Source organism: Bacillus sp. FSL K6-0268, from assembly GCF_038005425.1.
In the GTDB taxonomy this organism is placed as follows: domain Bacteria; phylum Bacillota; class Bacilli; order Bacillales; family Bacillaceae_G; genus Bacillus_A; species Bacillus_A thuringiensis_S.
The window spans coordinates 5,135,765-5,161,479 of record NZ_JBBOTF010000001.1; the positions used below are offsets into that span (position 1 = coordinate 5,135,765).

The window sequence follows — 25,715 nt, forward strand, 5'->3', positions numbered from 1 at the left end:
TCTAGGGGATTTTCTCATTTTAAATGACTAGCTGGGTGTTTAGTATGGAATGATGTTTAAAATAGGGGTAATATAACAAAAAAATGTAAAAACCACCAAAATAAACGAAATGGGTAGCCTTTACACTTTTTTACTTTTATATAAAACGACGATATATACAGGAAGAGCTAGGAGTAGTGGTACGATGGATCGTGCAGTATGTTTTTCTGATTCTAATTGAAATGCTTCTTCTTTTGGGAATTGTAAAATGGAGATGTTTGCGGCATCACCAATAAAATATAGAAGCAGTACAGTTACTATGTGACATAAAAGTGCGATCAAGCTTCCGTATGAACTCAATGAAAATCCCTCTCTTGTTATCTATTTGTTATCATTGTATCACAATTGTAATAAAAACACACGGGTATATTTCAATACCTTAACAAAATTCGACACAAAACGTCACGTTTATTTATGATAAAGGAATAGAATATACTTTTCTATAAGTATAAATGTCGAATGATTTGTAGTAATATTACAAAAGTATGACAGGAAATAAAAAACGAAGGTAATGTAGTTACCTTCGTTTTTTATTATTTTGCCCACTCACTCACTTGCTCTACGCTCATACGTGGTGCAGGGTGACCTTTTAAAGTTGATTCACCAATTGTAATAAGCATAATTGGAACGTAACGAGATGAAACGTTAAATTCGTCTGTCAGTGCTTGTGGATTGAAGCCACCAATAGCACAAGTATCCCAACCAGTTGCTTTAGCTGCAAGCATAAGTTGCATTGCTGCTAAAGATGCATTTGAAAAGGCAGCATCTCTCGGGAATTGTTCACGAGCATATGCAGATTCAATATTTTTAGCTAAGCGTTCTTTTGCTTCTTCTTTCATAAATCCTTGTTCTACAATTGGACCATATACTGGCTCAACATTTTTATAAGCTTCTAAATCACCTAAAATAGCGACTACTGCAGAAGCATCAAGAATTTGTTGTTGGTTATAAGCTATTGGGTGTAATCGTTTTTGTACATCTTCACCTTGAAAAACAAGGAATTTCCAGTGTTGTAAGTTCCAAGCGGAAGGTGCTTGTGCTGCGGCTTTTAAAATCTCATGCAATTCTGTAGATGAGATTTCTTTATTTGGGTTGAATGCACGTGTAGATGTGCGTTCATATAAAACGTTAAAAAAGTTGTCGTTTGTCATTATATATCCTCCAAATTGTATATAAAATTATCAAGAAAACGCAATGTATATTACTTACATTTTGTAAGTTGTCGAATTTAAGAATATAATATCTTTATTTTAATTGTCAAGTTTTAAGAAATAAGCTAGGGCATTCATACAAACGATATAATTCCTATAATCATACACTAAAAAAGGAATTTATAGAGTGAAAAGGGAAGATAACATTCTCAATTAGCTTGTTAATATGTATCTCTCGCAAATTAAAGTTTATTAGAGAACAGTCTTTTAAAAATGTTTGTGAGGAATTCAGTAGAACAAGATATATGAAGTGAGTGAAGACTAGTGATGAACATACTACATTTTTTATTAGAGAATACGGTTTTCCAAAATGTGTTACAAGATTTGCAGTTAAATGTCCTTTATATAGAAAATGGATGTAAGCATCAACAAACGATAGAAAATATCCATCCAAAATGTATGTTTATAGCAAATAATTTTGAAGAGGGCGAACTATTATTTCAAAGAACGAAACCGCACATTATAATTATGTATGTAACAGATTATTCTCAAATCAAATATATAAAGAATATGTATACCCCGCAAAGTACATTCATTGTCATTTGGGATCAACAAATAACAAAAGAATTTACAGATGTACTTGCATTAGGAATACGTAATATTGTAATAGCCCCTGTAACTCCACAAGCAGTATTAGAAGAAGTGAATAAGAGTTTGTATCAACTTTCTTTAGTAAGGCAAGTTAGTTTGCAACAGGAACTGCTTCAAACGATGTTTGATTTTCAAAATGATTTATTATTTATAGTAGAAGATGATGAGATTGTTGATTGTAATACAAATTTTTTAACTTTTTTCGGATATGAAAATTTGTTTGCCTATCGTGAGCAACATTTAGTATTTGCTGAACATTTTATTAGAGAAAATGGATACTACTCGACGACGCATGATATAACATGGCTAGACGATACTTTATCAAGTGGTAGAAGAATTAAGATGTCAAATTATGAAGGGGAATTATCTACTTTTCTATTACGTGCGACACCATTGCCAGAAGATTTATCAAGATTTATTGTAAAATGTACGGAAATTACAGAATTAGATGAAATCTATCAAGAACAAGAAAGACTTGCTATGGTAGATTCATTGACAGAGATTTATAATCGTTTAAAGTTTCAACAAATACTAGAGGTAGAGTGGGAAAAGGTAATACGTAGTGATGAGAAAATAGCAATCATTTTATTTGATATAGATAATTTTAAAACAGTTAATGACACATATGGTCATGATTTTGGTGATTTGGCATTAATACAACTTGCAGAGCTTATGAAATCTAAAGTGGAGCAGCAACACGTATTTGCAAGATGGGGAGGAGAAGAATTCATTATATTAGTGACAAATACAGTAGAAAAGGAAGCATTTCAAGTTGCGGAGTCATTACGATTCTTCATTGAAACAAAGCAATTCACTGGAATTTCGAAGCTAACAGCTAGCTTTGGAGTTGCGTTATATGAACAAGGAACTACAAGAGAAGAATTAATGCAACGAGCGGACATTGCTTTATATGAAGCGAAAAAAAATGGAAAGAATCAAGTATGTGTGTACAGAAAAGAAAAAATGTAATTTTTCGCAACAAATTGTTGCGATTTTTTTTTATTGTTTGATAATAGAATAGGGGGACAATTTTTAGCGAAGGAATTATGGAGGATCGACATGATAAAAAAAGTAATGATAATGGCTTCACTGTCTGCTATAGTTGGCGGCGGAGTATACTATTTTCTTGTTAGCCCCAATATAAAGGAAAACACAGTATTAACAACTAAGGTGAATCCTACTATTGAACCAGAAGTGCAAGGGAATATAGAAGAAAAAGAAGAGCAACAAATTGATTATGCTAGCATATCTCAAAAATTAGATCAATATTTAGTCGGAAAGCAATTTAATGGAACAGTTTTGGTAACAGATAAAGAGCATGTTATATTGAATAAAGGATATGGGTATGCTGATGTTCAAAATAAAATAGAAAATACGCCTCAAACAAAATATCGTATCGGTTCTATTACGAAAACAGTTGTTGCCACATCTATTTTACAGTTGCAAGAACAAGGTAAATTGAATATTCAAGATAATGTAAATAAATATATTCCTTCATTTCCGGAGAATAAAAATATTACACTATATCATTTGTTAACCCATACCTCTGGTTTACCTGAACACGCAAAAGGCAATGTTAATGCTGCTTCCCGTTTACAGTTAATTAATTGGATCGGACGTCAAAATTTAGAATTTCCTGCAGGAACAGGTTGGAGATATACAGATTATAATTATATGGTTCTTGCTTATATAATAGAACATATCTCGAAAAAACCTTTAGGAGATTACATAAAAGAAAACATATTTGTAAAAGCAGATATGCATGAATCCGGTATGGGAAATATGGTACCTGGCGATAAAAATTTTACAAAGGGTTATGTGAAAAAAAATCAAGAGCTTGTACCAGCGCAGAAGTTAGGCATGGATTGGCTATATGGTTGTGGTGAGATGTATACGACAGTTGGAGATATGAAGAAGTTAGACGAAGCAATTATAAATGGAAAACTTCTTTCTGAACAAAGTATACAAGCAATGTTTTCACCTTCAGCAGAACGGAAATATGCATTTAGTTTTTATATATATGCAGATTATTTTCATAATCATGGTGTATTATCTGGTTGGAACACTTTCAATAATTTTAATAAAGAAAAAGGAATTTTTGTTATGTTATTTTCAAATGTAAAAAATAGTATGGATGATGACTTTAATAAAGAGTTCCGAAAGATGGTAAATGATTTATTAGAACAAAGGGGATGAGAAAATGGAACATAAAACTTTATCAATAGGTTTCATTGGTATTGGCGTAATGGGAAAAAGTATGGTTTATCACTTAATGCAAGATGGTCATAAAGTATATGTATATAATAGAACGAAAGCAAAAACAGATTCTTTAGTGCAAGATGGTGCACAATGGTGTGATACGCCAAAAGAGTTAGTGAAGCAAGTTGATATTGTAATGACAATGGTTGGATATCCACATGATGTAGAAGAAGTGTATTTTGGTATAGAAGGAATTATAGAACATGCAAAAGAAGGTACGATAGCAATTGACTTTACGACATCTACACCTACTTTAGCAAAACGTATTAATGAAGTTGCAAAAAGCAAAAATATATATACGTTAGATGCACCTGTCTCAGGAGGAGATGTTGGTGCGAAAGAAGCAAAACTCGCAATTATGGTAGGTGGAGAGAAAGAAATATATGATAGATGCTTACCTTTACTTGAAAAGTTAGGAACAAACATTCAATTACAAGGACCAGCTGGGAGTGGACAACATACAAAAATGTGCAATCAAATTGCGATTGCTTCCAATATGATTGGAGTATGTGAGGCTGTTGCTTACGCGAAGAAGGCTGGACTGAATCCAGATAAAGTGTTAGAGAGCATTTCAACAGGGGCAGCAGGTAGCTGGTCATTAAGTAATTTAGCTCCTCGAATGTTAAAAGGAGACTTTGAGCCGGGATTTTATGTAAAGCATTTTATGAAAGATATTAAAATTGCTTTAGAGGAAGCAGAAAAATTACAATTATCAGTCCCGGGCTTAAGTATGGCGAAAGAATTGTATGAAGAGTTAATTAAGGATGGAGAAGAAAATAGTGGAACACAAGTATTATTTAAAAAATATATAAGGGGGTAAACGAGGTGGACCTTCAAAAGTTTGATGAGATGATTGATACTGTACAGCGAGCTACTTGTATAAAAATTAATGAAAAACAAAAAGAAGCTTTTAAACAAAAATATGATTTTGAACCAGAATTTGAATATGGAAGAGATGAGAAGGGGCATTATGTAATTCGAACCTCAAAAAAGATGTTAGAAGAAATGGAGTTTTATTTGGCATTGAAATATGATCGTGATGGAGTGGATCTTTATATGCAAGCTGAGATTGACGGTATATTTCATGTATCTGTTAGCTATGGTGAAGATGCCCTACATCTACAAGAATTGTTTCAATTTCTAGAAGAAAATAAATAAAAGTCCTCATTTGAGGACTTTTATTTATTTAGTCATCTTTAATTTTTATAATTATAAGTTAGAAGCGCGGCGGCATCGTTCAACCGGGAATGGGATAATTTGTGCGATGTGATTAGGACCCAATTGTTTTGTACGAGCATGGCGTATTATATAAAAAGCACACAGAATTGAAACAGGAATAGCGCCGAATAAACCAAACAATAAAGCGCTTACACAAGATGCGACAAATCCTAAAACACCAATTTCTAACTCTTCCATAATAGCTCCTAAAATAACTGGAAATGCTCCACATGTAACCCCAAGTATAAGTGCGATAAGTAAGCTCATGATTATCCCCCTCTGTTTGCGATATTATTTTCCTTCTTAATTAATTGTAGTATATCATATACAAAACAGAATTTTCAGAAAAAATTCAATAAATATTCAAAAAATGTTCAAAAAATATACTTGGAAAATCAAGGTGTTAAATTTGTGATGAAGTGGTACTTTTGAGTAAATAAAAAATCAGGCTTATTTCAAAAATGAAATAAGCCTGTTCCATAGGAGGATGTATATATGTAGAGTGAATAAAAGTTTGGAAAAGGGGGTCCAAGTCCTTTTATTCAACTAACTACCTTAATAGATTGGAACCCAGCCTTCAGTTGTCACAAAAATACGAATAGCTACAACTTGACGATCATCTTGCAAGGTAAAATAATGTCTTGCATTTTCAGGAACAGATATGAGATCGCCTGGCTCAAGTTCAACATCAAAGAATTTCCCATCTTTGCCTTCAATAGCGAAAATGCCATGACCACTGACGATAAAGCGAACTTCGTCATCTGTATGATGATGTTCTTTTTGGAAATTAATTAATAATTCGTCAAGGTTAGGTGTGCTATTTGAAAGTGAAATTACATCATGTGCTTTATAACCTCGACTTGCTGAAACATCAGCGATTTCTTTTGAAAAAACAGCTAATATTTCAGCTTTGTTTTCATCTGTTAACGAATAATTTTCATTTAAATGAGTAGGAAGTTTAGAAATGTTCCATTTCTCATATAAAACGCCTTCCTCTTGTAGAAATTTAGATACTTCCACTTCATTTTCAATACGAGTATTTACTTCATGAATACGAATTTGCGCCATTAGAAACGCCTCCTTGAATTGATAATAGTTTTATATGAAATTGGAATAAAAACTCATAAGCTTCTAATCTTTTCTTTGCATCAAAGCTATCTCGGCCCCATACGGTAATACCGTGGTTACGGATTAATACTGCTCCTGAATCACCTTTTATATGCTTTCGGAAGTTTTCTCCAAGCGTTGGGATATGGGCATGGTTTTCGATAATAGGAATGTGAATTGTTGCACCTTCTTCCCAAATATCGAGAGCTTTAATAATTTCTTGATTTTGAAGGGTGACTGCATCATTATATAAATTTGTGATGACATTGTTATCAGTTGTATGAACATGAAGTACGCACCCGGCATTTGTATTGTTATAAATATGTGTATGCAATACTGTTTCTGCTGACGGGCGTAATTCAGTCTCTAATACGGGAACCCCTAAATGATCTACTAATAGAAAATCATCTGGAGTAGTTTTTGTTTTATCTTTACCACTTGCTGTAATGAGAAAAGTAAGGGGCTCATGACTAACCTTTATAGAAATATTACCACTCGTTGCCGGAAACCAATTTCGTGTTGTTAATTCTTTTTTTATCTCGCTTAAGTCATACCATTGACGAAAAAGTTGTTTCATAATTTCACCTCCAACAAATGTTTTAATTCATTTTGAATATCATGGAATGTTTCAAACGGTGTATAAGCAATATAATTCTCTTCACACTTTGTAATAAGGAAGTCACGAGCAAATACTTTATCTGCTTGTTTCGCAGCTTGTAAATCAGTAATTGAATCTCCAATCACAATATGGAAGTCATTCGTATCACTCAATTTACGGATGAGTGATGATTTACATAATCCGCAATGATTTTGACAATGATGATCACAAGGATGAGGCCAATTCACCGTAATGTATTCATTTGAAAAATCTGTTTCATTACAGTAAATTTGCTCTTTTGGAATGAGTCCTTGTAAGAGTGGATAGACGAAGAAATCCATTCCACCTGATATAACGTAAAAAGAAATGTTATTTTCATTTATAAATTGTATAAATTCATGAAAACCATTACGAATTTCAGCAGTTTCTATTAAAAATTGAATAATTTCATCGTGCAGATGAGTAGGTATTAATTGAAATAATTGAGAAACACCTTCTTGAATAGATAGCTCTTGTGATAAAATTCTATTCTTTACTTCTTCAGCTTCTGGTGGTGCGAATTTTTCCATAATGGACATAATGTTATCATTATTTGTAATCGTGCCATCGAAATCACAAAATACTTGAATACTCATAATTTCACCTCATGAGAGGGATTTCCCCATATTTGTAGTGCACTATGCAAATTTATGTCATCTACTTCATGGAGTGGTTTATTTTGCAAAGTAGCATCAATTGCAGTACGGAAAGCTTTACCACCGCCTTGCGCTCCATTTGGATGTCCATGTATCCCGCCGCCAGCATTAATAACAACATCTTTACCGAAATCTCGTACAATAAAGGGAACGAAACCAGGGTGAATACCAGCAGACGGAACAGAAAAGCTCTTCTTGAAAAATGCATCGTCTTCAGTTAAATATTTTGAGATAGCAAGAGCTTCCTCTTTTTCTAGCGCAACACTTCCGTATGGAGATGGGAATAATGAAAAGTCAGCCCCAGCATAGCGTAGTAGCTTTCCGAGTAATAATGGAGATGAAATTCCATATAACTTAGATGCTGAATAAGCACCACTTACAGCAGGGTGTGCCATAATAGGAACTGGGATTTCATCATCTTCTGCAAGTGATTGTAGTACATCTAGTCCGTAAGCAAATACGTTAAATAATAGAATATCAGCTCCAGCTTGCACTGCACGTTTCGCATTTTCTTTTAAATCAAAAGTTCGTCCTGTTAAATTTACGGCATATAACGTTTTATGTCCGTATGTTTCATATACGGATTGTAAAACTTCTTTTCCAGATACAATGCGTTTCGTAAGTGGTGTTAATGCATTTTCAAATAATATTTCATCATCTTTTACTATATCTACACCACCAATTGCTTGATCGCGTAATTGCGTTTTTAAATACCCAATATTTCGTCCAATCATTCCTTTAAAAATACTCATTAAAAGGGGACGATCATGCACTTGTAAAAGATTTCGAATACCATCTATCCCGAATTTTGGCCCAGGAAAATGTTTTTTTAACTCGTCTGAAAAAGTTAAGTCAATTAATTTTACTTCGCCATCAAGGGATAGCTTTCCAAATGTAGTCGTTAAAATTGCTGGTAAATCTGGACTGAAGTTTAATAACGGATATTCGATTTTAATAATTCCGCGTTTTACTTTTTTACGTAAATACGAATTTGTATGTTCATGTTCAGCTAATTCCACAATATGAATGACGTTGCCTTTATGTTGCTTTAATTGTTCTTGCAATAATTGTGGCAAATGAGTCCAAGAGCCAATTGTTAAACCAAGTGCAATTTGCTCAGCCTTTTTTTCTAAGTTATGTGAATCATCATGGATTAAATACGTCGCTATAATTCCGCTCATTGTTATAACCTCCTAGTTAAATAAAAAAACCTCTCAGCTAAGGAGAGGTTTTTTTACAACCAGCTCCTTATCTGTCAGCGTAATGCTGCGAGAATTAGCACCGTGTCTACAATTGTAGATCGGTTGCCGGGTTTCGTCGGGCTCGTCCCTCCACCTGCTCTTGATAAGAAGTATTTAGAAATGTTTAAATTTTTAAGATAACTGAATTTTGTCAGATATTTTTCATGTTGTCAATTACTTTTTGAAAAAATTTAATTTATCAATTCGATTAATGGCTTCCCGTAATCTATCTTCTGTATGCAAGAGACCAACACGGATATACCCTTCGCCATGTTCACCAAATCCAACACCAGGAGCAACTGCAACATGTGCTTTTTCTAGTAAAATATCAGCAAATTGCTCAGAGGTATATCCTTTTGGAACAGGAAGCCATGCAAAGAATGACCCTGTTGGAATGTCTACATTCCAACCAATTGATTGACAAGCCGAAATAAGAGCGTTTCGTCGAGATTCGTAACTATTTACAAGGTCTATTACGCAAGACTGTGAACTTAATAGTGCTTCGCGGGCAGCATCTTGAACTGCACCAAAAATACTAACATACATATGATCTTGTAATAAGTTAATGGTTTCAATGACACTTTCATTCCCTACTGCAAAAGCAATACGCCAGCCAGCCATATTGAAAGTTTTCGATAGAGTGTAAATTTCAATACCTGTATTTTTAGCACCGTCTGCTTGCAAGAAACTAACAGGTTTTTGACCATCGAATCCAATCGCACCGTAAGCAAAATCATGAACCACTAATATATTATGTTTATTAGCAAAATGAATAGTTGCATCAAAAAAATCTTTTGATGCAGTAGCACCTGTAGGATTATTTGGATAGTTTAAAAACATTAATTTTGCACGCTCGGCAATAGAGTTATTAATTTTTGTGTAATCTGGTAAAAAGTTATTTTCTGCAATAAGCGGCATTGTTTCAAATTGTGCTTTTGCTAAAGCAACTCCTGATAAATAATCTGGATAGCCTGGATCTGGAACGAGAATCGAATCACCAGGGTTTGTAAAACAAACTGGTAATTCTACTAATCCAGCCTTTCCACCAAACAATATAGCAACTTCAGTTTTCGGATTTACTACTACATCATATTCACGTTGATAGAATGTTGCCACGGCTTCTTTTAAACTTTCATGTCCGCGAAATGGCGGATATTTATGATGAATGGTCTTTTCTGCAGCATCTTGTAAAGCTTTTACGATATGCTGCGGTGTTGGTTGATCTGGATTACCTTGACCTAGATTAATAACATCGTGACCAGCTGCAACGAATTTGTTAACTTTTGCAACAAGTGAAGCGAAAAATTGTGTTGGCAATGATGTTACTATCTCAGAAGGTTGAAATAATTTCATACTTTCCACCTCTTTTGAAAGTTGTTACAATTCTAGTGACAAATGATATAATCTTTCCAGTATTTTGTAAAGAGAAAAATAAGAATGGGGCTGAAAAAATGAAAGTCGCATGTATTCAAATGGATATTGTTTTTGGAGATGTAGAAAAAAATATTGAGAATGCTAAAAATAAAATAAGCGAAGCGATGAAGGAGAGACCGGATGTTATTGTCTTACCAGAATTATGGACAACAGGATATGATTTAGCAAGACTTTCTGAAATTGCAGATAGGGATGGATTGGAAACGAAAGAAAAGTTGAAAGAATGGTCGAAACAATATGGTGTACATATTGTTGGTGGTTCCATAGCGAAGCAAACAGAGCAAGGTGTTACAAATACAATGTATGTGGTAAACAAGGAAGGAGAACTAGTCAATGAATATAGTAAAGTGCATTTATTTCAGCTTATGGATGAACATAAATATTTAATCGCTGGAAATAGTACAGGTGAATTTAAGTTAGATGATGTAGAGTGCGCCGGCACAATTTGTTATGACATTCGTTTTCCAGAGTGGATGCGCGTTCATACTGCAAAAGGTTCAAAAGTTTTATTTGTTGTAGCAGAATGGCCATTAGTTCGTTTAGCACATTGGCGTTTGCTATTGCAAGCAAGAGCAGTTGAAAATCAATGTTATGTTGTTGCCTGTAATAGGGCAGGAAAGGATCCGAATAATGAGTTTGCCGGTCATTCTTTAATTGTCGATCCTTGGGGCGAGGTTGTTGTAGAAGCAAATGAAGAAGAATCAATTTTATTTGGAGAGCTTGTATTCGAGAAAATTAAAGAAGTACGTAAAGGAATTCCAGTTTTTGCGGATCGTCGTCCAGAATTATACAAATAAAATGTTGACAAGTGATTTTTATTCTTGGTATAGTCTTCAACATAAAGTTAAAAATTCAAAAAATTATACAACTCTTATCAAGAGCAGGTGGAGGGATTTGGCCCGATGAAGCCCAGCAACCGACCGTAATACCATTGTGAAATGGGGCGTTTATTACGCCAAAAGGCACGGTGCTAATTCCAGCAGAAAGTAAAACTTTCTGGCAGATAAGAGGGGAGAAGATAAACTTCAAACCTCTTTCTTAGTGGAAAGAGGTTTTTCTATGTTAGAAAAACCTCTGAATTTAAAAAGGGGGAGAAGACGATGGGATATTATTCATTAACAGAAATAACAGCTGTACAATATGCGAAAGATCATGGCTATTTTGAAGCGAAGGCAAATGTCGTTTGTCATGAAATTGGAGACGGAAACTTAAATTACGTGTTCAAATTAGATGATGGAGAGAAATCAATTATAATAAAACAAGCACTGCCTTATGCGAAAGTAGTTGGTGAAAGCTGGCCATTGTCTATAAAAAGAGCAACGATTGAAAGCAAGGCACTGCAAATTTTTGCGCAGTATGTACCGGATTATGTTCCGGTAGTGTACAGTCATGATGAAGAGTTAGCGATAACGGTAATAGAAGACTTATCAAGACTAACAATTACAAGAAAAGGATTAATAGACGGAGAAGAATATCCGCTTTTATCCCAGCATATCGGCCGTTTTCTAGCACATGTTTTATTTTATACTTCAGATTTTGGTTTACAGTCAGAAGAGAAGAGGGTACTAGAAGGTACCTTTGTAAATCCGGACCTTTGTAAAATTACAGAGGATTTAGTGTTTACAGATCCGTTTGGACATTATGATACAAATGATTATGAGCCAGATTTACAGCTCGTGGTTGATGAACTTTGGAGTGATAAAACTTTAAAACTAAAAGTAGCACAATATAAATATAAGTTCTTAACAAGAAAAGAAACTCTTATTCATGGTGATTTACATACTGGTAGTATTTTTTCGTCACCTTCTGAAACGAAAGTGATTGATCCAGAATTTGCGACATATGGCCCATTTGGATTTGACATAGGTCAATTTATTGCAAATCTATTATTAAATGCTTTATCTAGAGAAGAAGAAAAAAGAAGTGTACTATTTTTCCATATAGAAAAGACGTGGAGTTATTTTGTAGAGACTTTTACAAAGTTATGGATTGGAGAAGGTGTAGAAGTATATACGAAAGAAAAACAATGGTTACCAATTATTTTGCAAAATATCTTTACTGATGCAGTTGGATTTGCCGGATGTGAACTGATTCGTAGAACAATTGGTTTAGCTCATGTAGCAGATTTAGATGAAATAGAAAATAAAGAAACAAGAATTCAAGCTAAGAAGCAAGCGCTATCCTTAGGTAAAGAACTAATAAAATATGAATCTAAAAGTGCAGATATTCAACTGTTTCGAACATTATTTCAACAGACAGTTTCAGGGGGCGTAAAAGCGTGAGTACAATTGTTACTGTTCCGAGATCTGTAAGCTGGAAAGGTGATGCAATTGCGGTATTAAATCAAACGAAATTGCCGCATAGCACAGAATACAAAACATTGACGACTATTGAAGAGGTTTGGAAAAGCATCGTAATGTTAGAAGTACGAGGAGCGCCTGCAATTGGAATTGTAGCTGCATTTGGCTTGGCGCTTGCATCAAAAAAATATAACACTGTACATATTGAAGAATTTCAAAAGAAGTTTAATAGAGATTGTAATTATTTAGGAACGTCACGCCCGACAGCAGTAAATTTATTTTGGGCAATTGATCGTATGAGAGAATCTATTCGAGAGATTACTACAATAAAAGAAGCACAAAAAACATTAGAAGAAGAAGCGCTTCGCATTCAGCAGGAAGATGAAGAGGTGTGCCGAAATATTGGGGAATATGCGTTAACATGTTTTAAAGATGGCGATAATATTTTAACAATCTGTAACGCTGGAAGTATCGCAACTGCCAGATATGGAACTGCATTAGCTCCCTTTTATATTGGAAAAGAGAAAGGTGTGCGTTTACATGCATATGCGTGTGAAACGAGACCAGTTTTACAAGGTGGTCGCTTAACGACCTGGGAATTGAAGCAAGCAAATATTGATGTGACCCTTATTACAGATAATACTGCAGCTCATGCTATTCAAACGAAAGAAATAAATGCAATTATTGTAGGGGCGGATCGAATTGTTGCAAATGGAGATACGGCAAATAAAATAGGGACAATGAATTTAGCTATTTTAGCAAAGCACTTTGATATCCCATTTTATGTTGCTGCGCCACTGTCAACATTTGATGTTAGGAAAGAAACTGGAGCCGAAATAATTATTGAAGAAAGAGATGAAACAGAAGTTACGAAAATCTTTGGAAAACAAGTAGCACCAATCGGAACGAATGTTTATAACCCTGCATTTGACGTAACACCGAACGAATTAATTACAGGAATTATTACTGAGAAAGGTATTATAAGCGGGGATTATAAACGAGAAATTGCATCATTATTTGAAAAACAGGCTAATACATAATAGCTTGTTTTTTTATGCCTAAATGCATTGTTTTCTCTTACTTATATAATGAAAGGAGGAGAAGAGGATGGAAGAGTGGATCAAGATGATAGGTAATGTAGGGTTTCCAATTGTTGTAACATTATATTTACTCCACCGTATTGAAAGTAAATTAGAGGGGGTAATTGTTGCAATTGAGAAGCTCCCGCGGCAATTACTAAAGTACGAAGATCCTCGCGATAAAAAATAAAGTTTGCTCTTCTTGAGCAAACTTTATTTTTTATTGAGCAGTATAGCCACCATCGATAACGACAGCTTGACCAGTTATACCTTTCGCTTTTTCACTCGCTAAAAACATAGCATAATCAGCGATTTCTTGTACTTGTAGCAAACGCTTCTGTGGTACAAGTGGATAAATGACATCTTCTAAAACATTTTCAAGTGGTACATTTCGTGTAGTGGCTAAGTCCTGCAGTTGATTACGTACAAGAGGGGTATCGACATAGCCAGGACAAAGGGCATTCACAGTAATCCCGTGGGTAGCACCTTCTAAAGCAGCAACTTTTGTCAATCCAATTACACCATGTTTTGCACTATTGTAGGCAGCTTTTCCAGCAAACCCGACCAGGCCGTTAATAGAAGCGACATTAATAATACGACCATATTTTTGTTGTTTCATAATCGGAAAGGCATGCTTAATTGCGATAAACGGAGCAATTTGCATAATTTGAATTAGCAGCTCGAACTTTTCAGTTGGAAAGTCTTCAATGGGTGAAACGTGTTGCATTCCTGCGTTGTTAATTAATATATCTAATGAACCGAAATGATCAACTGTTTGAGAAATTGCTGCTGTAATTTCCTCTTCAGATGTAACGTCACATTTTAAACCGATAGCTTGAAAACCTTCATTTTGTAATTGTTCAGCAGCTTCTTTCGCACGTTCTTCAAGGCGATCAGTAATCACAACTTTTGCACCTTCTTTTGCAAAAGTACTTCCCACTTCATATCCAATACCACTCGCAGCACCTGTTAAAAAGACAACTCGATTTGTAACCATGATGAAAAACATCCCTTCATAATAAAGTTTTCATAGTGCTCTATTTAGAGAGGTTATAATGAAATTCCTGCAAACATTTGGAAAAAATATCGCTAGCTATCTTGTTTTGCAAAATAGTCTTTGCTATACTATTTTGTAAAGCAAGATACTTACGCTTATCTATCTTGTAAAACAAGATAGTAGGAGGATTTGAATTATGTCGACAAGTCAAATGCTGAAAGGGATCTTAGAAGGATGCTTACTTGCTATTATTTCTGAAGGCGAAATATACGGTTATGAAATGAGTGAGAAGCTAGCAAAGTATGGTTTTACAATGGCGAGTGAGGGAAGTATTTATCCGTTATTAATACGAATGCAAAAAGAAGGATTAATAACAAGCGTAATGAAGGAATCTCCATCTGGTCCAAAGAGAAAATATTACACATTAACAGAAAAAGGCGAGGAAGCACTTGATGAATTTATGGATCGCTGGGAAGCGATGCAAAGTAGTGTAGAACGTTTACTTGAAGGGAAGGGAAGGAGAAAATAATGTTATCAAGTGAAGCACAAAAGTTTTTGTTAGATATGAGATTATTTTTGACGGCAAAGAGTGTGAAAGAAAGTGATATTGAAAACTTTTTAGAAGACGCAGAACTTCATTTAATAGAAGGTGAGAGTGAGGGGAAGAGTGTAGAAGGTATTTTCGGAAGCTCACCGAAAGAATATGCAAATGAACTTGTAAAAGTGATGGAAAGAGATAGACAGGAAACGTGGAAGCAAATTGGTTTTACAGTAATGAATATCGTATCTTTTTGGATTATTGCTTCTATCTTAATAGTGAGTAATGGAATGTTACAGATTTCACTTATTCAGTGTATCGGTTACAGTTTTTCATTGATTTTAGTTGTCATGGGTCCTAATTTTCTACTTCGCAAAATGACCTTCGTCACAAGCTTTACAAAAACATGGTTTTCTATGTGGTCTTTAGTTATGATTGCTCCATTGTTTTTATTAGGAGCTGTTACGATATTAGATGTGATATATCCTACAAAAATGCTCACATTCACCGAAGTCCAAAGTTATATACTAGCTGGTGGGATTTTTATCATCACAGTAGCTATAAATATATATTTTGAAGGATGGTTTAAAAACTTATATTTAATCATTCCACTTTCTATTATGTTACTGTTTAAAACATTTACATCGGAAGATCTTATGCCAATGTTATTTCAAATTATATGTTTATACGGAAGTTTGTTTATTTTGATTTTCCTTGAAATTATGATGAAGACGAATAGAAGAGAAATGGTTAAATAAGGGAGTGATAAAAGTGCTATCGAATGAAGGGCAAAAGTTTTTAGATGATACTCAAGGGTATTTACGAACGAAGGGCATTAGAGAAGCTGATATTATTTCCTTTATAGAAGATGCGGAAGTTCATTTAATAGAAGGAGAAAAGAGAGGAAAGAGTGTAAATGATATATTCGGTCATGCTCCAAAAGAGTATGCAAATCAACTTGCCAAAGAGATGGAAGTTGATAAAAAAGGGAATTATAAATTATTGCTTTACTTTATTATAAATTTATTAGCATTCACGATGATGAAGAGTGTATTTTTTAGTGAAGCCGACCATCGTTTGTCTTATTCTTTAATTGAATTAATCGGATATCCGATTATGATTTTTGTAGGAATTAGTGTATTAATATGGGGCATGAGAACAGCCTCATTTAAGCGTAAAAGAACTGAATTTTTAATTATGTATATAACAGGTGCGATATGGTTTTTATCAATTTTCAGTATTGCATTATTAAATAATTTTTATGGTACAACATTTATTAAATTTACTGCGACAGAAAGCTTCATTCTTGTTGGAATAGTAGTTCTATTTGCAGCTATTGTAAATATTAAATTTGGTGGTTGGTTTACTTTGGCGTATTTACTAGTTCCAATTGCATTGGAATATGTATTCGTAATGATAGATTTATCAAGTATTATTGGAATGTATGTACAACAAATAATTCTTTTCATTGTTATTTATATGCTTTTGAAAATTCATATAAAATTAGAAAAAGGAAAGTATACGAATAAAAAGAGAGACAGTATTATTTATAGGTAAATTGAGTAGTAGTTTTCTAAGGTTAACCTAACAATAACTCTTTTATAAAAAGGATATATGTTGACTATTTTATTAATATATTAGATTACACATCAGGATATATTCTGTTTTTCGGTTTAATAGGAAAGCGGCTGCTCTGGATATGCAAAAAATTATTTCCAAAGAAATATTATATAGGGATTTTTAGAGGGATTACATTTACATTTAGTTGTCTATTTTTATTTCTAGCAGCCGGGATTTGGTTTGTTGATTGGAACAAGTTGTTTTAAACAGTAACATGAGGGTTACTGTTTTTTTCTTTGTAGTAAAGAGCTTTGTAAAGAGAGCGCTTTTTGTTCTGTTGTTAATAAGGAATGAATATGAACGTTTTCTGGACGAGGGACTATCGGATACATAAGATTTGTTGGAGAAGGGTGATGCTCCGAGCCGGTTGGAGAATGAGGATCTGCATGAGTAAGTTTTCCATGAATACGTCTTGTAAATAAAATATGACCGATTTCGTGAGCGAGCGTATATATATTTTTCATAGGGGCAGCCGAATTTGTTAAAACGATATAGCCAGTAAGTTGCTGTTGTTTTGCTAAAGAATAAGCGCAGGCAATTACTGCTGTTTCTTTGAAATAATCACTGCCAATATAACAAATATAAAGGTCGCATTCAGGAGCTTCATTTACACATGTTTGGAAAAAGGATGCCAACTTTTCTTGACTTTGAATGGGATTTTTATAACTGATTTCACGGTCAAAAAAACGGAAAAGTTCATTTAATACAATTACTTCTTGAATTTGAAATGTAATGGGGTGCCAAATTGATTCTGCAACAGCTAAATCTTTTGCGATGCGGTCATCAGAAATATCGGCGCCGGGAGTAATGCAAATACATATATTGACGTATGGATCCATAAGGAACACCTCAAATGAAAAAAGTTCTTCCTATAATATATGTGGGAAAAAGATGTCATGTATGGATAAACGCCTTCTTTATTGAATATATAGATGACAAGTCGAAAAAATTTCATAGTTCTATAACATGGTATGGTCGTCTTTTTGATATAGTAAAGGAAAGGGGGAGAATATATGTATACATTAAAAATCGTTTCAGACAGAGAAGCACTTTATCAATTTGCGAGTTATGTAAGAGTTGTACAAGGGGTTGAAGATGTATATGTAGAGGTGGGAGAACCTTTATATGAACATCCTTTAATGAAGTTTTATGTACATATTAAGCTGAAAGAAACATATGAGCAGCATAAAGCGTTACAGGAAATAGCAAGATTAGTAGAATTGGGTCGTTTTACATATGTCCATTATCGTAATGATGAAATTGAGGAAGCTTTTGAAGCTGTAAAATATGAAAGTTTTAAGAAATAAAGATGAAAAAACGGAGGCGAAAGCTTCCTTTTTTTCTTTAAAATTACATGAACAAAAAGAGAGAAATTTTGTTATGATAAGGGAGGTTAGGGAAAGGGGAATTTACATATGGGGTATATTGAAGAGTTACGAAAAGTCGTTGGTACAAGACCGCTTATTCTCGTAGGATCAGCAATCATTATATTAAATGATAAACAAGAAGTATTGCTTCAATATCGTTCAGATACATATGATTGGGGTGTACCTGGCGGGGCGATGGAACTGGGTGAAACGACAGAAGAAACGGCACGTAGAGAGTTATTTGAGGAAACGGGGTTAACTGCAAAAATAATGCAATTTCTTGGTGTTCTATCAGGAAAAGAAGTATATTTCCGTTATCCGAATGGCGATGAAATTTTCAATGTCATTCATCTGTATCAGGCACATCATGTGAGCGGGGAATTAAAGCTCGATCATGAAGGGTTGAAACTTCAATATTTTCCAGTAGATAAGTTGCCAAAATTGAATGAAACGACAGAGAAAATTTTGCAAAAGTTTTTATATGCACTGACAGAATAGAAGGTTAATTCCTTCTATTTTTATTATATGAAATATTTTGATTTTTTAGTATGTTTATAGTATGATAGTTATAGATATACATCTTATGGAATTTCACCTAAAAACTTACTAGGGTACATAAGAGAGGGGCAAGTACAAAATGCATAATGTTGTTATTACAGCTGCAGTTCGTTCGCCAATTGGAACTTTTGGAGGAGCGCTAAAAAATGTAACGCCAGTAGAATTAGCTGTTCCTGTACTTCAGGAAGCTGTAAAACGAGGCGGGGTAGAACCACATGAAGTTGATGAAGTAATTTTAGGTCATTGTATTCAAAGAACTGATGAAGCAAATACGGCGAGAACAGCTGCATTAGCGGCAGGATTTCCTGACACAGTTACGGGATATACAATCCAACGTCAATGTTCTTCAGGTATGCAAGCAATTATGTCAGCTGCAATGCAAATCCAATTAGGTGTAAGTGATGTTGTTGTTGCAGGTGGAGTAGAAGCGATGAGTTCGAGCCCTTATGCATTGAAACAGCACCGCTGGGGACAACGTCTACAGCACGGAGAAATTCGTGATACGGTGTGGGAAGTGTTAGAAGATCCGATTCACCATATTATGATGGGTGAAACAGCGGAAAATTTAGTTGAACAATATGAAATTACAAGAGAGGAACAAGATGAAGTTGCTCTTCGCAGTCATACATTGGCACTGAAGGCAATCGAGTCTGGACACTTTGACGATCAAATTGTTCCTATTACAATAAAAGAACGTAGAAAAGAAGTAGTATTTTCGAAGGATGAGCATCCACGTGCAGATATTACAGCGGAAAAATTAGCAGGGTTAAAACCAGCATTCCGTAAAGATGGGTCTGTAACTGCAGGTAATGCATCTGGCCTGAATGACGGAAGTGCAGTTCTAGTATTAATGAGCGAAGAAAAAGCAAAAGAAAAAGGCTTACAACCGTTAGCTAGAATTGTTGGATATTCAGTAGCTGGAGTAGACCCGAAAATTATGGGTATTGGACCAGCACCAGCAATCCGAAAAGGATTAGAGAAAGTAGATTGGTCATTAGAAGATGCAGATTTACTGGAAATTAATGAAGCTTTCGCGGCTCAATATTTAGCTGTAGAGAAAGAGTTAGGCTTAGACCGTGAAAAAGTGAACGTAAACGGTAGTGGCGTAGGACTTGGGCATCCAATTGGTTGTACAGGGGCTCGTATTACAGTAAGTTTAATTCACGAATTAAAAAGACGTGGTTTAGAAAAAGGAATTGCCTCTTTATGCGTTGGTGGCGGTATCGGGGTTGCCTTATTTATAGAAGCACTATAAAAAAGAAGCAGCTATTGCTGCTTCTTTTTTATGACTCAAATAGATGATGGAATAATCGATCGCGATTTTCAAAGAAAAGTTTCGTCGTTTGATAATGCTCGGTTTCTTCTAATGTGGATTCGTGAATCCCCTCTTGTGTTAAAGAGTATATAGTAGATTCAGGGTAAGCCATTAAAATAGGAGAATGCGTCGCAATAACAAATTGTGAACCTTGTTCAGCTAGTTCGTGCATTCGAATGAGCATGGAAAGTTGTCTCATCGGTGATAGAGCTGCCTCAGGCTCATCTAAAATGTATAAACCTTGTCCTGAAAAACGATTCATAAATAAGGAAAAGAATGATTCACCGTGTGATTGTTCGTGTAGTGAAACGCCGCCGTAAGATTTTATAGCATCTATTTCATCAATATAAGAAGCGACGTTATAAAATGATTCAGCGCGAAGAAAGAAACCGTCGCTTGGTGTATTGAAACTTTTTGAAATTCGAAGGTATTCATGTAAAGATGAATGTGAATCGTTTGTGCTAAAGCGGAAATTCTTCGTTCCACCTTCTGCATTAAAACCTAACGCAATTGCAATTCCTTCAAGTAATGTTGATTTACCCGTTCCGTTTTCTCCAATAATGAATGTTACATTTGGATGGAAAGCTAGTGATTGTAATGTTCGGATAGCGGGTAAGCAGTAAGGATATGCGGAAAAACTAGGGATATTTTCTTTTTTTAATGTGACATTTTGTAAAAAGGGTACGTCAATCAATATATAAACCTCAATTCATAACGGATTTTGAATCTAAAAAGGTAGCAAATACAAGTGTTAATGACACCTGAATCCCTTCCTTATTTTCTGAATATTTTATGTGGATTATATCATTTAAACTATCATATTCCAATGTGAAAATAAATATTGCATGAAGTTCCATTCTCTCGTTATGATAGATGGTATTCTATTGAAAATGTGAGAAGGAGTTAAAGTATGCCGTTTACATTTGCACATCCAGTAGCAGTTCTCCCTTTTACGAAAAAGCATTCTAAACATATTTCAGTAACGGCTCTTATATTAGGTAGTATGTCGCCTGACTTTGAATATTTCTTACACTTTAGACCGTATGGTGTAATTGGGCATACGTGGCTGGGGTTCTTATATTTAAATTTACCACTTGTCTTCTTATTAGCATACATATATCATTACATTTTAAAAAAGTCTTTTATAACACATTTACCTAAGCCATTTGCTGGCTACTATACATATGCAGTAGACAAGGGGTGGGGTCTTCATACATGGAAGGATCTTTTTGTATTTTGTTATTCAGCATTATTCGGTATGTTAACGCATGTTGTTTGGGATGCATTCACTCATAAGACAGGCTATTTTGTTATGAAAATACCATTATTGCAAAGAGAATGGTACGGTATCTCTGTTTATAAATATATGCAACATGGAAGTACATGTATTGGTTTTCTATTATTAGCATACGTTTTATAGAAGCATAGAAATGAAATGGGTAAAGACTTTATTTTAGCTTCGGAAAAAAGAAAGTATTGGATTTCAGTAATTGTTGTGGCAACTATTATATTTATCGTGTATGTGTTCCTAGATCCCTATTTTCATATTTTCCAAATTGGAGGTATAATAGTATCTGGACTGACAAGTTCATTTTGTGGACTTTTCATTGTTTCTATAGTTTACAAAGCAAGGGATTAATTTTATATTCATGAATGATAGCGTTAGGAGAAATGAAATGATGAAAGCATGGAAAAGTATTTTTGTTTTATGTAGTTTTCTTCTTATGTTAAGTGGTTGCTTCCATCAAGAAGAAAAGAAAGCTGAACCGAAGAAGAAAGAATCTATTCCTGAAACAAAAGAATATGGTGGGCGTGAGCTGAAAAAAGTAGGACAAAAAGTGAAAGAAACAGGCTGGGGTACTTTCATGTTAGAGCAGATGCATTCTGTGAATCAAACATTTGAAGTAGCGCCAATGAAAATTCACGTACAAGATGTGAAAGTAATCTCTTTATCACAGATGAGTGAAAAGGCAAAAAATACATTGAAAGTATACACTGCACTAACTCCTGAAGAAGTAAAACGTAGATTAGGGGATAAAGTAAGCCAAGAAGATGCAGAATTATATGCATCGCTAAGTGGAACAGAGATTAGTAATACAATTCGTTACGTTGAGATTACATATAAAGTGGAGAATAGCGGAAATAAAAATATGCAATTTTTCTCTATGAATGATGTTATAATTAATGGTAAGCAACATTTTAAAGTAGCGACTCAAAACTTTTTATATGACGAAGATACGTTAGTTGGTACAAAAAATGTATCAAGAGAAGACTATAAGCCTGGTGAAACAAGAGATGGGATTATTGGTTTAATACTTGACGATGGAAAAGACAAGGTAAAGGATATTCAGTTTATAACTGATGATTTACTTGCAGGAGATTCAGAAACACAAGATGTTGTAAAAGAGCCACAAACGTTTAATATCTCACTTTCGGAGTAATGTGTTTTTAAAATAATGTAAGACAAAACAGTCAGCACTCAAAAGATTATGCTGACTGTTTTTTTATTTCTTTTATGTATGAATCTACATTTTGAAAAGGTACCTTAATTTTAAACGCATCTTTTTGTTTATTAAATTGCTTTTCATTATAGGGACCGAAACGTTTATTGTGCTTTACGTCAATAATCCAATAATGTTCACTTTTTTTATTTGCAATTGCTGCGTCAGGGTTATTTGGATCTGATTTTTCCTCAGTTTGTTTTGCAATAATGTATTTATCATCCCAAGCAATGTCTGTAATTTTTGCAGGGATGTATTGTGTGGCATATACAGCATCTTGCGAGGGGAAAAGTTCAAATGCATCTCCAGAAGTACGTATGAGCTCGTATTCATCGTTAACCGTATAAGTTAAGTGACTTGTGTTTCCTGTACAACCAGTTAATAGGAAGGCGACGAATAGGATTATCCATTTTTTCAATATGGGAACCTCCTTTATAATGCTATTGTAACAAATTGTACAAGAAAAGTAAGAGAAACGCTAGTTTACAATGTTTTTTAGAAGTGGTACGATGAGACGGGTAAAGAAGGATATGAAGGAGTCGACATAAAATGAAGTTAAAGATGCATCGTCCAGCGCTTGTAATGAATCGCATAGGTGCTTCCCTAATTGACATGTTTTTAATCTCGGTTATGTATGGTGCAGTAGTAGCTATTATGACCGGAAACTATAGTGCTATGTTTAAGCGCTTTAATATAAGTTTAGGTGATTTTAGATATGATTTCGCAGTAGTTTTCATATTAATGGCGATATATTTTATTGTGTTACCCTTTATTTGGAACGGTGTTACACTTGGCAAAAAGGTAACGAGAATAAAATTAATTTCATTGAAGAGTGAAAAGCTAACGTTGCAAACATTAATTATAAGATTTTTTGTATTGTTATTGCCGAACGTATTGCTATTAGGAATTCCATTAATATGTAACGTATATATGATGTTGTTCCGCAAAGACAATTGCGGTTTTCAGGACTTAATTACAAAGACGAAAGTAATAAGTCTTGTATAATGAAAAAAGACCTTTTTATCCATAAAATAAGAAGGTCTTTTTTTGTTATACTACAATTTATGTAATAATATCATTTTGGGTTTTAATAGATTGAAAATTAAGAAAATGTTATAATGATTAAAATAATATCTTTATATAATAAGGGGGAAATTGAAATGACTGGAGGTAGTGTAATCTTTTGGGGGATTTTAATTTTCATCGGTTTAGTTTTCGATCAGCGTAATAGTAGGAAAAAAGAAGGAGTAAAAAAGTAATCGCTTACAAACGAATGAGCAATTTTTCTTGCTTGCAGATTAATCTTATAAAGGAGTATACTGAATGACGGTAAGACTTATAGAAGGGGTAATGAAAATGAAGCTTGCAGGAAAAGTTGCTATCGTAACTGGCGGTGGCATCGGTATTGGACGTAATACAGCTCTTTTGTTGGCTAAACAAGGCGCAAAAGTTATTGTGACGGACATTGATCAAGAGAGTGGACAAGCAACAGTGGAGGAAATTATGAATCTAGGCGGAGAGGCACTTTTTGTATCCTATGATATGGGAAAGCAAGGAGATTGGCAACGCGTTATTAGCATTACTTTGAATGCATTCAGTCGCATTGATATGCTTTTTCAAAATGGTGGTTTATATAAAATAGATTCTATTTTTTCTCGCCAACAAGAGAACGATTCCAATGTACTTTGTATTAATGACGTTTGGATAGAGATAAAACAATTAACGTCATCTTTTATGAAACAGCAAGAAGAAGTGGTGCTTAGTGATTTACCGATTTTCGGTATTATTAGCACGAAAGGACAATCATTTCATACAGTAGAAGCCCTAGTATAATAATGAAAACCGCCCTCAATATATGTGGACGGTTTTTTTGTATGTTATATAGAAGGAAATTTCTTTAGCGAATACGTTGTTCTGTTTGGCTGTCAAAGAAATGCGCTTTATTTAAATCAAATGCCAATTTAATTTGATCTCCAGGTGAGAATATATGTCGTGCATCAACACGTGCTGCAAAATCTTGATTTCCAAGTTTCATATATAAAATAGATTCAGCACCTAACAATTCAGCAACTTCAATTTTTGTTGTGAAAGTAGTAGATTGTGAAGCTTCTAAAAATAGTAGTTCATCATGAATGTCTTCCGGGCGAATACCTAAAACAATTTCCTTATTTACATAGCCTTGTTCACGTAGCATCTTCATTTTTCCTTCAGATACTTTGATTTTTATGGTATTGTCTATAACGAAATCGGTTTCAGTCAATTTACCACGAAAGAAGTTCATCGCTGGTGACCCGATAAATCCACCCACGAAAATGTTTTCTGGTGTTTCATATACTTCTTTTGGAGTTCCAATTTGTTGAATCTTTCCATCCTTCATAACGACAAGACGCGAAGCCATAGTCATTGCTTCTGTTTGGTCATGTGTTACATAAATTGTTGTTGTTCCAAGGCGATGATGTAGCTTAGAAATTTCTGAGCGCATTGCAACACGGAGTTTAGCATCTAAGTTTGATAATGGTTCATCCATTAAGAAAACTTTTGCATCTCGAACGATTGCTCTACCTAACGCAACACGTTGGCGTTGTCCACCTGATAATGCTTTCGGTTTTCTATCTAAATATTGTTCAAGCCCTAAAATTTTTGCTGCATCTTTCACACGACGATCGATTTCATCTTTTGGTATTTTTCGAAGTTTTAATCCAAATGCCATATTATCATATACACTCATATGTGGATAAAGAGCGTAGTTTTGGAAGACCATTGCGATATCTCGATCTTTTGGAGGAACATCATTCATTAGTTTACCATCAATTGAAAACTCGCCTTTTGAAATATCTTCGAGTCCAGCTACCATTCGTAATGTTGTAGATTTTCCGCATCCAGAAGGACCGACAAATACGATAAATTCTTTATCTTGAATGTGTAAATTAAAATCGGTTACAGCTGTTACGTTATTATCATATATCTTATAAATATTTTCTAATTTAAGTTCTGCCATGGTATTTCCCCCTAGAAATAATTATGCAAACGTTTTCTTTGAGTTCATT

32 protein-coding genes, 1 pseudogene and 2 riboswitches are annotated in these 25,715 nt (G+C 34.3%); of the genes and pseudogenes, 20 read left to right on the plus strand and 13 right to left on the minus strand.

The features are described from left to right. Positions 1 to 120 precede the first annotated feature (120 nt). Together MHI28_RS26930 and MHI28_RS26935 are read right to left on the minus strand one after the other, a co-directional pair. Positions 121 to 339 (minus strand): hypothetical protein, encoded by a 219-nt coding sequence (locus tag MHI28_RS26930; RefSeq protein ID WP_340828334.1) that lies wholly within the window; start codon positions 337 to 339, stop codon positions 121 to 123. Positions 340 to 572: 233 nt separating this feature from the next. Then, positions 573 to 1,190 carry a nitroreductase family protein gene (locus tag MHI28_RS26935; protein ID WP_000180387.1) on the minus strand — a complete coding sequence of 206 codons (618 nt, stop codon included), beginning with the start codon at positions 1,188 to 1,190 and terminating at the stop codon, positions 573 to 575. Between the two features lie 327 nt (positions 1,191 to 1,517). Here MHI28_RS26935 and MHI28_RS26940 point away from each other — a divergent pair, with 327 nt between their 5' ends. From MHI28_RS26940 to MHI28_RS26955, 4 genes are all read left to right on the plus strand, one after another. Then, the gene (locus MHI28_RS26940) at positions 1,518 to 2,810 is read left to right on the plus strand and encodes a GGDEF domain-containing protein (RefSeq protein ID WP_001023181.1); all 1,293 of its coding nucleotides are present in this window, start codon (positions 1,518 to 1,520) and stop codon (positions 2,808 to 2,810) included. Between the two features lie 90 nt (positions 2,811 to 2,900). Then, complete coding sequence (locus tag MHI28_RS26945) at positions 2,901 to 4,037, plus strand: serine hydrolase domain-containing protein (RefSeq protein ID WP_000592892.1); 1,137 nt, start codon at positions 2,901 to 2,903, stop codon at positions 4,035 to 4,037. A 4-nt stretch (positions 4,038 to 4,041) separates the two neighbouring features. Then, entirely contained in the window at positions 4,042 to 4,920 is an 879-nt protein-coding gene (locus tag MHI28_RS26950; RefSeq protein ID WP_000400436.1) for an NAD(P)-dependent oxidoreductase, read from the plus strand. 5 nt (positions 4,921 to 4,925) lie between these two features. Continuing rightward, positions 4,926 to 5,258 (plus strand): DUF3909 family protein, encoded by a 333-nt coding sequence (locus MHI28_RS26955; RefSeq protein WP_000365611.1) that lies wholly within the window; start codon positions 4,926 to 4,928, stop codon positions 5,256 to 5,258. 51 nt (positions 5,259 to 5,309) lie between these two features. Here MHI28_RS26955 and MHI28_RS26960 read toward each other — a convergent pair whose 3' ends face one another. The 6 genes from MHI28_RS26960 to MHI28_RS26985 all read right to left on the minus strand — a co-directional run bounded on the left by MHI28_RS26960 (position 5,310) and on the right by MHI28_RS26985 (position 10,312). Then, positions 5,310 to 5,585: a hypothetical protein gene (locus tag MHI28_RS26960; RefSeq protein ID WP_000054662.1), complete on the minus strand. Its 276-nt coding sequence runs from the start codon at positions 5,583 to 5,585 to the stop codon at positions 5,310 to 5,312. A 288-nt stretch (positions 5,586 to 5,873) separates the two neighbouring features. Next, complete coding sequence (locus tag MHI28_RS26965; RefSeq protein ID WP_000057322.1) at positions 5,874 to 6,386, minus strand: 1,2-dihydroxy-3-keto-5-methylthiopentene dioxygenase; 513 nt, start codon at positions 6,384 to 6,386, stop codon at positions 5,874 to 5,876. After that, the gene (locus MHI28_RS26970) at positions 6,364 to 7,002 is read right to left on the minus strand and encodes a methylthioribulose 1-phosphate dehydratase (protein ID WP_000811337.1); all 639 of its coding nucleotides are present in this window, start codon (positions 7,000 to 7,002) and stop codon (positions 6,364 to 6,366) included. Before MHI28_RS26970 ends, MHI28_RS26965 begins: the two co-directional genes overlap by 23 nt. Next, entirely contained in the window at positions 6,999 to 7,658 is a 660-nt protein-coding gene (gene mtnX, locus MHI28_RS26975) for a 2-hydroxy-3-keto-5-methylthiopentenyl-1-phosphate phosphatase (RefSeq protein ID WP_000027470.1), read from the minus strand. The genes MHI28_RS26970 and mtnX overlap by 4 nt, the downstream gene beginning before the upstream one ends. Then, complete coding sequence (mtnW, locus tag MHI28_RS26980) at positions 7,655 to 8,899, minus strand: 2,3-diketo-5-methylthiopentyl-1-phosphate enolase (RefSeq protein WP_000014206.1); 1,245 nt, start codon at positions 8,897 to 8,899, stop codon at positions 7,655 to 7,657. Before mtnW ends, mtnX begins: the two co-directional genes overlap by 4 nt. 64 nt (positions 8,900 to 8,963) lie before the next feature. Continuing rightward, positions 8,964 to 9,069: riboswitch (SAM riboswitch) on the minus strand. A gap of 64 nt (positions 9,070 to 9,133) precedes the next feature. Next, entirely contained in the window at positions 9,134 to 10,312 is a 1,179-nt protein-coding gene (locus MHI28_RS26985) for a pyridoxal phosphate-dependent aminotransferase (protein ID WP_000765506.1), read from the minus strand. 14 nt (positions 10,313 to 10,326) lie between these two features. Between MHI28_RS26985 and MHI28_RS26990 the strand changes: the two genes are divergently transcribed. The 4 genes from MHI28_RS26990 (at position 10,327) to MHI28_RS27005 (ending at position 13,962) form a co-directional block, all read left to right on the plus strand. Next, positions 10,327 to 11,190 (plus strand): carbon-nitrogen family hydrolase, encoded by an 864-nt coding sequence (locus MHI28_RS26990; RefSeq protein ID WP_002162505.1) that lies wholly within the window; start codon positions 10,327 to 10,329, stop codon positions 11,188 to 11,190. A gap of 71 nt (positions 11,191 to 11,261) precedes the next feature. Continuing rightward, a riboswitch (SAM riboswitch) is annotated at positions 11,262 to 11,403 on the plus strand. A gap of 90 nt (positions 11,404 to 11,493) precedes the next feature. Beyond that, positions 11,494 to 12,675, plus strand: a complete 1,182-nt coding sequence (gene mtnK, locus MHI28_RS26995) for an S-methyl-5-thioribose kinase (protein ID WP_000542676.1) — start codon at positions 11,494 to 11,496, stop codon at positions 12,673 to 12,675. After that, complete coding sequence (gene mtnA / locus MHI28_RS27000) at positions 12,672 to 13,733, plus strand: S-methyl-5-thioribose-1-phosphate isomerase (protein WP_000104611.1); 1,062 nt, start codon at positions 12,672 to 12,674, stop codon at positions 13,731 to 13,733. The genes mtnK and mtnA overlap by 4 nt, the downstream gene beginning before the upstream one ends. A 67-nt stretch (positions 13,734 to 13,800) precedes the next feature. After that, a complete protein-coding gene (locus MHI28_RS27005; RefSeq protein WP_000393336.1) occupies positions 13,801 to 13,962 on the plus strand; it encodes a YvrJ family protein in 162 nt (53 codons plus the stop codon). Positions 13,963 to 13,992: 30 nt separating this feature from the next. Here MHI28_RS27005 and MHI28_RS27010 read toward each other — a convergent pair whose 3' ends face one another. After that, complete coding sequence (locus MHI28_RS27010; protein WP_000258453.1) at positions 13,993 to 14,769, minus strand: 3-hydroxybutyrate dehydrogenase; 777 nt, start codon at positions 14,767 to 14,769, stop codon at positions 13,993 to 13,995. 196 nt (positions 14,770 to 14,965) lie between these two features. On the opposite strand from MHI28_RS27010, the gene MHI28_RS27015 reads away from it, so the two are divergent. Genes MHI28_RS27015 through MHI28_RS27030 form a run of 4 tightly spaced genes read left to right on the plus strand, consistent with a single transcriptional unit; the run spans position 14,966 to position 17,133 of the window. Further along, positions 14,966 to 15,298: a PadR family transcriptional regulator gene (locus tag MHI28_RS27015; RefSeq protein ID WP_000107977.1), complete on the plus strand. Its 333-nt coding sequence runs from the start codon at positions 14,966 to 14,968 to the stop codon at positions 15,296 to 15,298. Continuing rightward, complete coding sequence (locus MHI28_RS27020; protein ID WP_000952878.1) at positions 15,298 to 16,065, plus strand: DUF1129 domain-containing protein; 768 nt, start codon at positions 15,298 to 15,300, stop codon at positions 16,063 to 16,065. Before MHI28_RS27015 ends, MHI28_RS27020 begins: the two co-directional genes overlap by 1 nt. A 13-nt stretch (positions 16,066 to 16,078) precedes the next feature. Then, the gene (locus tag MHI28_RS27025) at positions 16,079 to 16,864 is read left to right on the plus strand and encodes a DUF1129 domain-containing protein (RefSeq protein ID WP_000950457.1); all 786 of its coding nucleotides are present in this window, start codon (positions 16,079 to 16,081) and stop codon (positions 16,862 to 16,864) included. A 44-nt stretch (positions 16,865 to 16,908) separates the two neighbouring features. Further along, entirely contained in the window at positions 16,909 to 17,133 is a 225-nt protein-coding gene (locus MHI28_RS27030; RefSeq protein WP_309445958.1) for a DNA-binding protein, read from the plus strand. 15 nt (positions 17,134 to 17,148) lie between these two features. Here the strand turns inward: MHI28_RS27030 and MHI28_RS27035 are convergent, their stop codons facing one another. Continuing rightward, a complete protein-coding gene (locus MHI28_RS27035) occupies positions 17,149 to 17,766 on the minus strand; it encodes an ImmA/IrrE family metallo-endopeptidase (protein WP_000371603.1) in 618 nt (205 codons plus the stop codon). A gap of 174 nt (positions 17,767 to 17,940) precedes the next feature. On the opposite strand from MHI28_RS27035, the gene MHI28_RS27040 reads away from it, so the two are divergent. The 3 genes from MHI28_RS27040 (at position 17,941) to MHI28_RS27050 (ending at position 20,107) form a co-directional block, all read left to right on the plus strand. After that, positions 17,941 to 18,234 (plus strand): DUF3928 family protein, encoded by a 294-nt coding sequence (locus tag MHI28_RS27040; RefSeq protein ID WP_000288330.1) that lies wholly within the window; start codon positions 17,941 to 17,943, stop codon positions 18,232 to 18,234. 108 nt (positions 18,235 to 18,342) lie between these two features. Beyond that, positions 18,343 to 18,792 carry an NUDIX hydrolase gene (locus MHI28_RS27045; protein WP_002005651.1) on the plus strand — a complete coding sequence of 150 codons (450 nt, stop codon included), beginning with the start codon at positions 18,343 to 18,345 and terminating at the stop codon, positions 18,790 to 18,792. A 139-nt stretch (positions 18,793 to 18,931) separates the two neighbouring features. Beyond that, a complete protein-coding gene (locus tag MHI28_RS27050) occupies positions 18,932 to 20,107 on the plus strand; it encodes an acetyl-CoA C-acetyltransferase (RefSeq protein ID WP_000552075.1) in 1,176 nt (391 codons plus the stop codon). 28 nt (positions 20,108 to 20,135) lie between these two features. Here MHI28_RS27050 and MHI28_RS27055 read toward each other — a convergent pair whose 3' ends face one another. After that, positions 20,136 to 20,861, minus strand: coding sequence for an AAA family ATPase (locus MHI28_RS27055; protein WP_000568005.1), 726 nt, complete (start codon positions 20,859 to 20,861; stop codon positions 20,136 to 20,138). Positions 20,862 to 21,077: 216 nt separating this feature from the next. Here MHI28_RS27055 and MHI28_RS27060 point away from each other — a divergent pair. Continuing rightward, positions 21,078 to 21,806: pseudogene (locus MHI28_RS27060) on the plus strand (DUF4184 family protein). A gap of 37 nt (positions 21,807 to 21,843) precedes the next feature. Then, the gene (locus MHI28_RS27065) at positions 21,844 to 22,608 is read left to right on the plus strand and encodes a hypothetical protein (protein ID WP_000973902.1); all 765 of its coding nucleotides are present in this window, start codon (positions 21,844 to 21,846) and stop codon (positions 22,606 to 22,608) included. A gap of 46 nt (positions 22,609 to 22,654) precedes the next feature. Here MHI28_RS27065 and MHI28_RS27070 read toward each other — a convergent pair whose 3' ends face one another. After that, complete coding sequence (locus MHI28_RS27070) at positions 22,655 to 23,086, minus strand: DUF3997 domain-containing protein (protein WP_000758792.1); 432 nt, start codon at positions 23,084 to 23,086, stop codon at positions 22,655 to 22,657. Between the two features lie 131 nt (positions 23,087 to 23,217). Between MHI28_RS27070 and MHI28_RS27075 the strand changes: the two genes are divergently transcribed. The 3 genes from MHI28_RS27075 (at position 23,218) to MHI28_RS27085 (ending at position 24,501) form a co-directional block, all read left to right on the plus strand. Next, a complete protein-coding gene (locus tag MHI28_RS27075; protein WP_000769078.1) occupies positions 23,218 to 23,673 on the plus strand; it encodes an RDD family protein in 456 nt (151 codons plus the stop codon). Positions 23,674 to 23,828: 155 nt separating this feature from the next. Next, positions 23,829 to 23,927 carry a hypothetical protein gene (locus tag MHI28_RS27080; protein WP_000145659.1) on the plus strand — a complete coding sequence of 33 codons (99 nt, stop codon included), beginning with the start codon at positions 23,829 to 23,831 and terminating at the stop codon, positions 23,925 to 23,927. Between the two features lie 64 nt (positions 23,928 to 23,991). Further along, positions 23,992 to 24,501 carry an SDR family NAD(P)-dependent oxidoreductase gene (locus MHI28_RS27085; RefSeq protein WP_000218411.1) on the plus strand — a complete coding sequence of 170 codons (510 nt, stop codon included), beginning with the start codon at positions 23,992 to 23,994 and terminating at the stop codon, positions 24,499 to 24,501. Positions 24,502 to 24,565: 64 nt separating this feature from the next. Here the strand turns inward: MHI28_RS27085 and MHI28_RS27090 are convergent, their stop codons facing one another. After that, positions 24,566 to 25,666: an ABC transporter ATP-binding protein gene (locus MHI28_RS27090; protein WP_000818934.1), complete on the minus strand. Its 1,101-nt coding sequence runs from the start codon at positions 25,664 to 25,666 to the stop codon at positions 24,566 to 24,568. Between the last annotated feature and the right edge of the window lie 49 nt (positions 25,667 to 25,715).